This is a genomic window from Mycobacterium gordonae (genome assembly GCF_001417955.2).
Classification (GTDB): domain Bacteria; phylum Actinomycetota; class Actinomycetes; order Mycobacteriales; family Mycobacteriaceae; genus Mycobacterium; species Mycobacterium gordonae_B.
In genome coordinates this window covers 99,261-110,720 of record NZ_LKTM01000024.1, presented here as the reverse complement: position 1 = coordinate 110,720, position 11,460 = coordinate 99,261, and the positions used below count along the sequence as shown (strand labels likewise).

Sequence of the window (11,460 nt, the reverse complement as noted above, 5' to 3'; positions counted from 1 at the left end):
GATCAACCCACCAGCCCAGGAGGCCGACACGACCGCCGCTTAACACCCGATGGACTCATCCGCCTTGACAAGTTCCGCTGACCCGTGGCATAGTCCGGGCGTGCCGATGATCACCACTCGCGATGGCGTCGAGATCTTCTTCAAAGACTGGGGGTCGGGTCAGCCGCTGGTGTTCAGCCACGGCTGGCCGCTGTCGTCCGACGACTGGGATGCCCAGCTGCTGTTCTTCCTCGGGCACGGCTACCGGGTGATCGCCCACGATCGGCGTGGGCACGGTCGGTCAGCCCAAGTGGCCGACGGGCACGACATGGACCACTACGCCGACGACCTCGCCGCGGTGGTCAATCACCTCGACCTGCGGGACGCCGTGCATCTCGGACACTCGACCGGGGGTGGCGAGGTGGTGCGCTACCTGGCCCGGCACGGTGAAAGTCGTGCGGCCAAAGCGGTCCTGATAAGCGCGGTCCCGCCGCTGATGGTCCGGACCGACGCCAATCCTCTTGGCTTGCCCAAGGAGGTGTTCGACGACCTGCAGGCACAGTTGGCGGCCAATCGATCCGAGTTCTACCGGGCATTGCCCTCGGGCCCTTTCTACGGTTTCAACCGGCCGGGCGTCCCGTCATCCGAAGCGAGCATCGCCAACTGGTGGCGCCAGGGGATGATGGGTGGCGCCAAGGCGCACTATGACGGGATCGTCGCCTTCTCCCAGACGGATTTCACCGAGGACCTCAAGAAGATTGCGGTGCCGGTCTTGGTGATGCACAGCAAAGACGACCAGATCGTGCCTTATCAGGCTGCCGGCCCACTGTCGGCCGACCTGTTGCGCAACGGGACTCTGAAGACCTACCCGGATTTTCCGCACGGAATGATCACCACGCACGCCGACACGATCAACGCTGACGTGCTGGAATTTCTGCGAGATTGAGCTTCGCCGGGCTGTGGCCGACGATGCCTCGCCACCACGACCGGCCCGGGGCTTGGCGCCAACACTTCGACTGTGCGGGCTTTCCGCCGAGGAGGCGCACGCCGTCTGTTAGCGTGCGCTGCCGGATTTTGCCGCAGATTAGCCACGATTCCCGGATTGGCCCGCGAGACCGCGAGCGGCCATTCGGCAATTTCTGGAAAACGCCAATTATGACTTAAAGCAGCATGCTCAGGAACCCTACAAAGATTACCCATTGACACCGGTATTCGGTCAACGCAAGAATTTCGCAAGATACCGGAGGCAAAGTGGTCGACAGCAACGAAAGGAGTGTCAATGACGCATTGTCACACACTGAAAAGAGCTGTCGCCGGAGCGCTGCTGTCGTTCGGGGTCGCGGTAGGTGGTCTCGCAATGGGCGCAGGTACGGCTCAGGCCGACCCCTCCTCGACATATGGCCCACATCGTTGGTGCCCAGGGCAGTCGATGGAGTGGCCGACGGGGCCGTGGAACATGGTCGAGTGGGATATGAATGTCTGCCACACCTGGTACGCCGTTGGTCGCGGGCAGGGCAACGTGCAGATGAAATACGGTACTCCCAGCTATGTTTACGAAGGGAACGACCCACCGCCCAACGACTTTCCCGATTGCCGAACCGCGTCGTTTATCGGGTGCTGAGGACAGGTCCGGGAAGCATTAGTAAATAAATTCAAATGTTGCGTTAACGAAGTGGGAGATAGCCACTGGATTGGCAACCACGCTGCCGATTCCAGGCCGATTTCAGCGAGAATCGTCGATCAGGTGCGCGCTCTGGCCGGCGACGTCCTGACGACGATGATCGGCACGCCGGTCACCGCGAATCCGGAGGTGATCTGGCTGCTCACCACCACAAGCTGAGCTTTCGTGGCGTGCTCCACCATCTCCGGCGCCGGATCGGCCAGCGCGGGCACCTGCTCCACCGTGATATCCGGATGCCGGTCGGTCCAACCGGCAATCGCGGCCAGAGTCTCGTCGAGCCCATCAGGGTCTTGACAGGCACGCACGGCTATCAGTCCCACTCCGCGCGATGACGCTTCGAAGACCGCGATCTCCATCGCCAACTCGGCCTCGGGCGATCCGTCGACGCCCACCAGCACCGGCGCGGCGAGACTTTCCGGGCTGAGTTGGACGTCATCGTGGATGACGACGACCGGGCAATGCGCATGATGGACCAGCGTCGAGCTGACCGAACACAACTGATATTCGGGCGTTGCGCCGCTGCCAGGGCAGCCGACCACTACCAGATCGGCGTGCTCCGACAGGTCGGCCAACGCAAATACGGGTGTAGCGCAGGGCATTTCGCATCGAATCCGAATCCCGGTGCCGACGGTTTGACGCGCCTGGTCGAGCACCTCCTGCCCGCGCTGGCGTTGGCTGCGGGTCCGGGCGGCGTGAACCAGGGTGAGCGGCACCTCCCGCAGTGCCGCATCGTGGGCGGCCCACTCAACGGCGATGGTGGAGCCGCGCGAGCCGTCGACACCCACGACGATCCCGAGATGCGTACTGCGGTCCGCCATGCCACCGCTCCTTCCGCTTCGCCTCGGAGGGTAGGTATCCGATGACGTCCGCGGATGGGCCATTGGTCACTGATGTAGTGGTCTTCTGGCCCTAACGGCGACCAGGGCCGCTCCGACGCCGAACACCAGCGCGCGCAGCCAGGGAAAGCGTCCGTCGGGAGCGAAACCGTCCGCCGCGAAGCACGCCAGGGCATATGTGGTCATCGTCGCTCCGACCAGCAGCACGGGTTCGGCCCAGCGTTCCGGGATAGGCACGTTCAGCGTGGGCAGGGCTGCGGCGAAAAATCTTCGCCCCCAGAACAACACCGTGATTTCGGCACCGGTCACGACGATCAGGATGGCTATCCACTCCAGCCGGAACAGCCACCAGTCCGCCGTTCCCTCGGCCGGCTGCGGAAACAGTCCCGCCGGATAACCGACGACGGCCACCAGCACGACAGGCACCATGTGCCACAGGTACAGCGCCATCACGTTGTTGTTGACGACAGACACCACCCGCCGCGCTCGCGAGGGGCGCAGTGCCCGGTTGAGGGCAGGAACCAGCGCAGTGCCAATGCCAATCTGCGTGCAACCGAACGCGAGCAACGCCACGGTCGGTGGCGTCGTGTTCTGCACCTGCTGGCCGGGCACGCCGATCATGCTGACCGGGTAATGCCCCCGCCACACCAGCAGCGCCAGCACCGTGCCCGAACCGGCGGCCAGCAATACCGGCCGCAGGCCCGCCAACTGACCGGCCTGCCAGGCGATTCCAAGTTGATAAAACGCGCCCCAGCAGAACAGGTAGTTCAGCAGCCCGATGTGGGGAACGTGGTACGCCATCGTGGCGACGTCGACCAAGACGGCCGCAGCGGCCAGCGCCACCGCTGCCCACAGGCCCCAACGCCGTTGGGCGGCAAGCGCAATGGGTGTCGAAGAAACCACCACCACGTACACCGCCAGGAACCACAACTGCATCGCCACGGCCCAGCCCGCGTACTGCACCACCGAGCCGGCCTGGCCGGTCATCCGAAGCACGGCCACCACGGTCAGAATCACGCCGACGTAGACCGCCGTCGGGCCCAGAACTCGCGCCAACCGGTGCCGCAGCCAGTTCTGGCGCGAGAAGCCCTCGTCGCCGCGCCGGTGCGCCCAGGACACCGCTGTGGCGTAGCCGGCCACCATGAAGAAGGTCGGGACGGCCTGGAAACCCCACGTCAACCATTGCGTCCAGGGCTGATCGACGAGCGGGTTCTGGCGGCCGAACCGTCCGTCGTGGTAGGTCACCGATGACGCCAGCCAGTGCCCCAGCACGATCAGGATGACCCCGGATGCCCGCAGGAAGTCGACCGCGACATTGCGGGCGGGTCGAGTGGCATCCCGATGGTCCATCAGCGCGAGGTTACCCGGCACAATGAGCGCATGAGACCCGCGCGCCTTGCAGATTTGACGGTCGGACGGCTGGGGCTGGGCGCCATGGGGATGTCCGTGGCGTACGCCGGGGCCGGTAGCGACGAAGCCGAGTCGATCCGCACCGTGCACCGCGCCCTGGACCTCGGTGTGACTTTGATCGACACCGCCGAGGTGTACGGCCCCTATGCCAACGAAGAACTGCTCGCACGGGCGTTGCAGGGCCGCCGGGACGCGGTGGTGCTGGCGAGCAAGTTCGGCATGATCTCGCACACCGGCCGCAACGGCCTCGACAGCAGTCCCGCCAATATCCGCATCGCCGTTGATGGTTCACTGCAGCGCCTGCAGACCGACCACATCGACCTCTACTATCAGCACCGCCTGGACCGCGACACCCCCATCGAAGACACGGTGGGGGCTCTCTCAGAGTTGGTGCAAGCCGGCAAGATCCGGCATATCGGGCTCTCCGAGGTAGGTGTGCGGACCATCCGGCGTGCCCACGCCGTACACCCGATCACCGCCGTGCAGTCTGAATATTCGCTATGGACACGCGATCCCGAAGATGCGGTACTCCCGGCACTGCGCGAACTGGGCATCGGCTTCGTGGCCTATTCCCCGCTGGGACGTGGTTTCCTCACAGGGGCAATCCGTTCGGCCGAAGGGATACCCGACACCGACTTCCGCAAGACGAATCCCCGCTTCACCGCGGACAACTTCGACCACAACCTGCGCAGCGCCGACGAGTTGCGGAGCATCGCCGGCGACGTCGGGGCCACGCCGGCGCAGGTCGCGTTGGCCTGGCTGCTGGCCAAGGGACCCGACATCGTGCCCATCCCGGGAACCAAACGCGTTGCGCGCCTTGAGGAGAATGTCGGGGCCGACGCTGTGCAGTTGTCCACGGAACACCTGGCCAGGCTCGACGCTCTCACGCCCGCGGCGGGGGAGCACCACAGCGCGGCGCAGCTGCAATGGATTGACCGCGACTAGATCTTGCGGACCAGAGCCGCTGCGCGTACATCCTCACCGACGGTGAAATCCATGCGCACGGCGTCACCGCTGCGTTCGGAACGGATGGTCAGCGCCTCGCCGTATTTGATCGGACTGCGGTACTCCAGCACCGCGCGGTACGGGTTGTTCTCCAGCTCGGGGAACTCGGTGAGTACCTCGTGTACGCCATGCCAGTAGATGGTGTTATTGACGTGCTCGAAAAGGTCGATATCGGTGCGGCGCAGCGGAAATGGAGTATCGGCACCGGCCTGTACGTGTTCGGCGATCCACGGGCGCCACTTGAGCCGATGGTTGTCGGTGGTGCTGCCGAAGCGTTCGATGCAGTCATCGGTGAGCCGCGACGGTGTCAACGTGTCCTTGTTCATGCAGATCCAGAAACCTTGTGTCTCGATGCGCCCGCCCTGGTCACCCTCGAGTTGCACCCGCATGTCACACCATCGGCTGGACAGTCCCGCGCACCAGCGGCGCAGGGTGATCTCGCTCGGGATTTCGATAGGTTCCAGAACATCGATCACCGTGCGCAACACGATCCAGTGCGGATGGACCTCGGCCAGCCCGGCATCGGCCAGATGGAGGGCGCCCGCCTCCTGGATGTAGCGGGCGACACCGTCCAGCCGCAGCCGGCGGTGCTCGTCGATGTCCGATGTGGCCAGTCGCCAACCGGTTTGGAAGACGTAACCCTCGTCGGGGACTGCCACCAGCGGCGCATCGGCCTCGGGGTTGTGGGGCACGGGTTCTCCTTCTCAGGCGTCACTGAGCAGCTTTTCCAGCTGCTCGCTGGCCGTGTCCAGCTTTTTCTGAAACATCGACACCACCCGGTCACGCAACCGTGGTTTGTGCGACAACGGCGGCAGCAACTCGGCGAGCAGATTCAATCGCGCCGAACTGAGCCAGTCGGTCAGCTCCGGGTCGTCGAGCCAGCGAGCGAAATTGCGGAGATCGGAATGAGTCAGGCGCAGCCAGTCGACATCGCGGTCGGGGTGCGGAATCGGTGGGCAGAGTTCGTTTTTCAGCGCGTCACCGGCGTAGGCGAACTCGACGTGCGCAATGAACGCGGCGCTGAACACCTGCTGACAGCCCCGCACCGCCTGCAGGGTCATCCGGTCGCCGTCGAAGACGGGCACCGCGGGTCGCTCCGGGGCGCCGTCCGCCGTGCAGTCGATGTAGAGGGCCGACGGCGAGGAGGTGATGGATCCCTCGTCCAGCACGATGGCGGTGGGCTCGATGCGCTGGACGTGACCCATCCTGACCACATCGTCGATGCGGCGCAGCTGCTCGAACTCCTGCTCTGACACCGTCGCGCAGCGATACATGCGCGGGCGGACCGAGGGGTCCAGGCGAAGCAGCGTGCCGGCCGCCTCCAACCGATCGAAGAGGTCCTCGATCGATGTGGCTGCTTCGATCGCCTCCAGAGTCGCGCCGTAGTTGTCCCGGAACCGCTTGATGAAAGACGGTCCCGGCTGCAGCGTCGCCCGGTCCATCAACCACGAATCTCGCGGTTTGATCCAGGTCAGTCGGCCGGCGTCCACGCCGTGTCGCAGCAACCACAGGCACACGTCCATGCCCGTCTTGCCCGCGCCGACCACCACGTAGCGCTCCCGCGCGCCGTACTTGGGCAGGTCGTTCGGGGGAATGCAGTCGACGCCCGGGGCCACGGCGTAGGGGGCGGGGCGCATGGACGGCACGATGGCACGCAGATAGCTGGCGTCGACGATGCGGCGCTGCACGTTGACGGCGTATTCGGCGCCGGCCAGGGTGCGGAAACGGCCGTCGCCCAGATACTCCGACATCGGAAAGTATTCGACGCGGCCCGTGGGCAGGAACTGCTGCTGCATGACTGCGTCGAAATAGGCGCAGACTTCGCCGACGGGGGCCAGTTCGTTGAGCCCCTGATTCCAGCCCACCGAGTCGATGGTGTTGTTGCCCAAAATCCTTGAGTTGACGCCGTAGTAGGCGGACGGCTGGTGCAGTCGCACAAAAGGGTAGGCCGTGGTCCAGTGTCCACCCGGTTGATGGGCCCGGTCGACGATGACGACCCGCGCGTCGGATTCGGTGATGACTGTGTCGGTGAACGCCATCCCCATGGCGCCCGCACCGATGACGAGGTAGTCGGTGTCCAAACTGTGGACAGTCATTGCGGCTGCTCTCTCATGCGCCCACGATAGTGCCTGTCAAATGGACCGTGATCAACCCGGTAAGTTCGCTGGGATGGGAGTCGATCTCACCGTCGCAGTCGCCGATGGGGTCGCGCTGCTCACCCTCAACCGGCCGGAACGGCGCAACGCCTACACCGCGCAGATGGGCGCCCTGCTCAACCAGGCTTACCGGGACTGTGACGCCGACGACGGGGTGCGGGCGATCGTGCTCACCGGCGCCGGGGACGCGTTCTGCGCGGGGGCCGACTTCGCTGCGGCGGCAAGCCCTTTCGATTCGCCATCGGGGGATGGGTTCACCGCGTCGCCGACCGATCCCGCGGCATTCGAACTGCGCACCCCGGTGATCGCGGCGGTCAACGGGCATGCGATCGGGATCGGGCTGACCATCGCGCTGCAGGCCGACCTCCGGATCATGGCGCAGGATGCCAAATATGCTGTGGCCCAAGTGCGTCGGGGCGTCATCGGTGACTGCATGTCGCACTGGACGCTGCCGCACCTGGTGGGTGATGCCGTCGCGGCGGAGCTGTTGCTGACCGGCCGCACCTTCGACGGGCACGAGGCGGTTGCTCTCGGCGTCGCCTCCCGTGCGTTGCCCGGGGCGCAGGTGCTGGAGCACGCGATGACGATCGCGCGTGACATCGCCGTCAACGTGGCACCCATGTCTGCGGCGCTGAGCAAGCGACTGCTCTGGGACACGATGAGCAAGGGCTACACACCTCGCCAGGTCGCCGACCTGGAGACGCAGCTGCATCACCGGGTGATGGGCAGCCCGGACGCACGCGAGGGAGTCGAGGCGTTCGTGCAGCGCCGTCCGCCCCGGTGGACCGGGTCAAAGGCAGAGGAGTGCGACCGATGACCAGCTGGAGAAGCCGGGCCATGCCCCTATTGCTTCACCTGACCGGCAGGCACCGCCCGTACGCCAGCGCCGACACCGCACGCGCGCACATGGAGCAGCGCGCCGCGCACCCGCAGCCGTTCGGGCCGCCGCCCCGGTTGCGGCCCAAGGTGGACATTGCACTGCAGCATCGGTCGAGTTGGCCGATCTACACGCTGACACCACTCGCCTCGGCACCTGACCTCACGGTGATCTACCTGCACGGCGGTGGCTGGGTGAATGAAATAACAAGTCAGCATTGGCAATTGGCGGCGCAGATCGCGCACCAGGCCGCTGCTACGGTGATCGTCCCGATCTATCCGCTGTTGCCGTCCGCCACCGCCGTCGACGTCATACCCACGATCGTCGAGATCGCGGCCCAGCACAGCGATGTCTACCTGGCCGGCGACTCAGCCGGCGGTCAGATCGCCCTGGCCGCGGCGCTGCTGCTGCGCGACGAGCACAGCCTGGACGTTGCGGGCACGGTGCTGATCTCGCCCCTGGTGGATGCGGCGCTGAGCAACCCGGCCATCGCAGCCGTCGAGCCGACAGACCCGTGGTTAGGGCGCGAAGCGCTGCAGGTCTTCGCCGACGGCTGGCGCGGCGACCTGCCGGTCGACGATCCGCGGGTGAGTCCCCTGAAGGCCGACCTGACCGGCTTGGGCCCGATGACGGTCTTCAGTGGAACCCGCGACATCTTGAATCCGGACGCGCAGTTGCTGGTCGACAAGGCCGCTGCCGCGGGCGTGGACGTCGAGTATTACCAGGAGCCGGGACTGCTGCATGTGTACCCGTTGACTCCCACCCCGGAAGGCCGTGCCGCGCGGCGGATTATTGTCGAGCGGATCGGTGGCGCAAGCGGATCGACGAGGAGGTAGTCAGGTCATGAACATTCCCGACCGTCAGCAGGCCATGGTGATGAACGGGCCCGGCATTGCGCCGGTCGCCGTGGAAAGGCCCGTTGACCAACCCGGACCGGGACAGGTGTTGGTCAAGGTCAACGCCTCGAGCCTGAACTTCCACGACAACGTCAACCTGATGGGTCTGCTACCCGGGCCCTGGCCGCGGGTGCCGATGAGCGACGGGGCGGGCGAGGTTGTCGCCGTCGGCCCCGACGTCGGGGATCTGCGCGTCGGTCAGCGCGTGATGGGCGCCTTCAACCCGGGTTGGCAGGACGGCCCGCCGACCCCGGAGAACAAGCGCGACCTGCCGGGTGACAGTGGCGACGGATGGCTGCAGCAGTACCGCGTCGCCGATGCCACCGGTGTGGTTCCGACGCCCGAGCACCTCACCGATGTCGAGGCCGCCACCATCCCGTGCGCGGCAGTGACGGCGTGGGCCGCGCTCAAGGAGGCCAATATCGGGGCGGGCGACGTAGTGGTGACGCAGGGCACCGGTGGCGTCTCGCTCTTCGCCGTTCAACTCGCGCAGGCGTTGGGGGCCACCACGATCCTCACTTCGTCCTCGGACGACAAGCTCAAGATCGGATCCGACTTGGGCGCAACACATCTGATCAACTACCGCACCACTCCGGGGTGGGACGCCGAGGTGAAGCGGCTCACCGACGGGCGCGGCGCACACCTGGTCGTCGAACTCGGTGGGCCCGCCACGTTGGCGCAGTCGCTGCACTCGACGCGGATGGCCGGCACGATCGCGGTGATCGGGGTGCTCAGCGGGTTCGACACGACGCCCATCGCCGTCGCCGAAGTGATGCTGAACAATCTGCGCATCATCGGGATCACTGTCGGCAGCGTCAGTACTCACCGCGAAGTGTGCGACGTGATCGCGGAGTCTGGGATTAAACCGCACATCAGCCACGTCTTCGGCTGGGAAGACCTCGATGAGGCATTGCGGGTGATGCGCGCCGGCGAGCACGTCGGCAAGATCGCCCTCACCATCCCGTGACCTCCGAGCGGCCCTACTTCGACCTCGGCAGCTATCACCGCCCGGTGGAAACCGTTGCGCCGCAGGCACAAACCTGGTTCGATCGCGGCCTGGTCTGGGCGTACGCCTTCAACCACGAGGAAGCGATCCGCTGCTTCGGGCGCGCCCTCGAGCACGACCCCGATCTGGCCATCGCGCGGTGGGGGATCGCCTATTCGGTGGGGCCCAACTACAACAAGGCGTGGGAGGCGTTCGACCCGGTCGACCTGGCGGCGTCGCTGTCGCGCGCGCGTACTGAACTCGCGCTGGCCACCCAGGGGCGGGCCACCGCCGTCGAGCAGGGACTGATCGCGGCCCTGCGCACGCGGTTTTCGGACGACCTGGACGCCGGGCGCATTGCCTACGCCGACGCGATGACGGCACTGGCCGCAGTCCATCCCGACGACATCGACGTGCAGACCCTGGCCGCCGACGCGCTGGTCAGCGTCACCGCCTGGGCGCTGTGGGACACCACCACCGGCGAGCCCGCTGAAGGCTCGCGGGCGGTGGAGGCTCGGCGGATCCTCGAGGGCGCGCTGGCCGGGCCGCAGGGCCGTACCCACCCGGGGATACTGCACCTGTACCTGCACACCATGGAGATGTCGTCGACTCCTGAAGTCGCCCTGCCGGCGGCGGATCTGCTGCGCGGCCTGGTGCCGGACGCGGGCCACCTGCAACACATGCCGAGCCACATCGACGTGCTGTGCGGCGACTACCGCAGCTCAATCGAGGCGAACAGTGCTGCGGTAGAGGCGGATCGGCGCTTCGTTGAGCGTGCGGGCCCGCTGAACTTCTACTCGCTCTACCGCGCGCACGACCTGCACTTCATCGTGTACTCGGCGATGTTTCAAGGACAGTCGCAGATCGCCCTCTCGACCGCCGACGAACTGGCCGCCCAGCTGACACCCGAATTGCTCGCCATCGAGTCGCCGCCGATGGCCGACTGGCTCGAGGCGTTCGTTCCGTTGCGAACCCACGTGCTGGTGCGGTTCGGCCGGTGGGACGACCTGATCGCACAGCCGTTGCCGGCCGACCCGGATCTGTACTGCACCACCGCGACGACGATCCACTACGGGCGCGGCGTCGCCTTCGCTGCGACCGGTCAACTCTCCCGCGCGCATGCCGAGCGCGCCGCATTCGCCGACGCCTACGCGCGGATCCCAGCCTCCCGCTATCTGTTCAACAACACCAGCCGCGACATCCTGGCGGTCGCCGCCGCCATGCTCGACGGCGAAATCGCCTATCGCGAAGGGTCTTTCGACGAGGCGTTCACCCATCTTCGGCGGGCCATCGAGATCGACGACGGGTTGCCGTACGACGAACCGTGGGGGTGGATGCAACCCACCCGGCATGCCTACGGCGCGCTGCTGCTCGAGCAGGGTCACGTCGAAGAGGCAGCCGCGGTGTACGCCGCCGACCTCGGCCTGGACCCCACGCTGGCGCGGTGTTGCCAGCATCCGGGCAACGTGTGGAGCCTGCACGGCTATCACGAGTGTCTGCAGCGGCTGGGGCGTACCGCCGAGGCGACAATCATCGGCCAGCAGCTCGCCCTGGCCGTCGCGCGTGCTGACGTGCCAATCCGTGCATCCTGTGCCTGTAGACTCGGGAGCGTTTAGTCGACGACTCACCGGGGCA

At 66.2% G+C, this 11,460-nt stretch carries 10 protein-coding genes; 6 read left to right on the top strand and 4 right to left on the bottom strand.

All coding sequences use genetic code 11. The annotated features are described in order from the left end of the window. The first annotated feature begins 100 nt into the window (after nucleotides 1-100). Nucleotides 101-925, top strand: a complete 825-nt coding sequence (locus AO501_RS05310) for an alpha/beta fold hydrolase (protein ID WP_055576714.1) — start codon at nucleotides 101-103, stop codon at nucleotides 923-925. A 794-nt stretch (nucleotides 926-1,719) separates the two neighbouring features. Here the strand turns inward: AO501_RS05310 and AO501_RS05305 are convergent. Together AO501_RS05305 and AO501_RS05300 are read right to left on the bottom strand one after the other, a co-directional pair. Next, on the bottom strand, nucleotides 1,720-2,478 hold the full coding sequence (locus AO501_RS05305; protein ID WP_055576713.1) for a universal stress protein: 759 nt from the start codon (nucleotides 2,476-2,478) through the stop codon (nucleotides 1,720-1,722). Between the two features lie 66 nt (nucleotides 2,479-2,544). After that, nucleotides 2,545-3,846, bottom strand: coding sequence for an acyltransferase family protein (locus AO501_RS05300; RefSeq protein ID WP_055576712.1), 1,302 nt, complete (start codon nucleotides 3,844-3,846; stop codon nucleotides 2,545-2,547). Nucleotides 3,847-3,876: 30 nt separating this feature from the next. Here AO501_RS05300 and AO501_RS05295 point away from each other — a divergent pair, with 30 nt between their 5' ends. Then, entirely contained in the window at nucleotides 3,877-4,851 is a 975-nt protein-coding gene (locus AO501_RS05295) for an aldo/keto reductase (RefSeq protein ID WP_055576730.1), read from the top strand. On the opposite strand, the gene AO501_RS05290 is transcribed toward AO501_RS05295, so the two are convergent. Further along, on the bottom strand, nucleotides 4,848-5,603 hold the full coding sequence (locus AO501_RS05290) for an acyl-[acyl-carrier-protein] thioesterase (RefSeq protein WP_055576711.1): 756 nt from the start codon (nucleotides 5,601-5,603) through the stop codon (nucleotides 4,848-4,850). The genes AO501_RS05295 and AO501_RS05290 overlap by 4 nt on opposite strands. A gap of 12 nt (nucleotides 5,604-5,615) precedes the next feature. Then, the gene (locus tag AO501_RS05285; protein ID WP_055576710.1) at nucleotides 5,616-7,007 is read right to left on the bottom strand and encodes an NAD(P)-binding protein; all 1,392 of its coding nucleotides are present in this window, start codon (nucleotides 7,005-7,007) and stop codon (nucleotides 5,616-5,618) included. A gap of 73 nt (nucleotides 7,008-7,080) precedes the next feature. Here AO501_RS05285 and AO501_RS05280 point away from each other — a divergent pair, with 73 nt between their 5' ends. From AO501_RS05280 to AO501_RS05265, 4 genes are read left to right on the top strand one after another with little or no spacing between them, the layout of a single operon-like run. Beyond that, a complete protein-coding gene (locus AO501_RS05280; RefSeq protein WP_055576709.1) occupies nucleotides 7,081-7,884 on the top strand; it encodes an enoyl-CoA hydratase/isomerase family protein in 804 nt (267 codons plus the stop codon). Continuing rightward, nucleotides 7,881-8,780: an alpha/beta hydrolase fold domain-containing protein gene (locus tag AO501_RS05275; protein WP_055576708.1), complete on the top strand. Its 900-nt coding sequence runs from the start codon at nucleotides 7,881-7,883 to the stop codon at nucleotides 8,778-8,780. The genes AO501_RS05280 and AO501_RS05275 overlap by 4 nt, the downstream gene beginning before the upstream one ends. A 7-nt stretch (nucleotides 8,781-8,787) precedes the next feature. Beyond that, the gene (locus AO501_RS05270; protein ID WP_055576707.1) at nucleotides 8,788-9,807 is read left to right on the top strand and encodes a zinc-dependent alcohol dehydrogenase family protein; all 1,020 of its coding nucleotides are present in this window, start codon (nucleotides 8,788-8,790) and stop codon (nucleotides 9,805-9,807) included. Further along, nucleotides 9,804-11,441: a tetratricopeptide repeat protein gene (locus AO501_RS05265; RefSeq protein WP_055576706.1), complete on the top strand. Its 1,638-nt coding sequence runs from the start codon at nucleotides 9,804-9,806 to the stop codon at nucleotides 11,439-11,441. The genes AO501_RS05270 and AO501_RS05265 overlap by 4 nt, the downstream gene beginning before the upstream one ends. The last annotated feature ends 19 nt before the right edge of the window (nucleotides 11,442-11,460 follow it).

Excerpts from the sequence above, each read along its gene's own strand:
- AO501_RS05305 (WP_055576713.1), bottom strand. The coding sequence starts at position 2,478 with ATGGCGGACCGCAGTACGCATCTCGGGATCGTCGTGGGTGTCGACGGC.
- AO501_RS05300 (WP_055576712.1), bottom strand. The coding sequence starts at position 3,846 with ATGGACCATCGGGATGCCACTCGACCCGCCCGCAATGTCGCGGTCGAC.
- AO501_RS05295 (WP_055576730.1), top strand. The coding sequence starts at position 3,877 with ATGAGACCCGCGCGCCTTGCAGATTTGACGGTCGGACGGCTGGGGCTG.
- AO501_RS05285 (WP_055576710.1), bottom strand. The coding sequence starts at position 7,007 with ATGACTGTCCACAGTTTGGACACCGACTACCTCGTCATCGGTGCGGGC.
- AO501_RS05280 (WP_055576709.1), top strand. The coding sequence starts at position 7,081 with ATGGGAGTCGATCTCACCGTCGCAGTCGCCGATGGGGTCGCGCTGCTC.
- AO501_RS05275 (WP_055576708.1), top strand. The coding sequence starts at position 7,881 with ATGACCAGCTGGAGAAGCCGGGCCATGCCCCTATTGCTTCACCTGACC.
- AO501_RS05270 (WP_055576707.1), top strand. The coding sequence starts at position 8,788 with ATGAACATTCCCGACCGTCAGCAGGCCATGGTGATGAACGGGCCCGGC.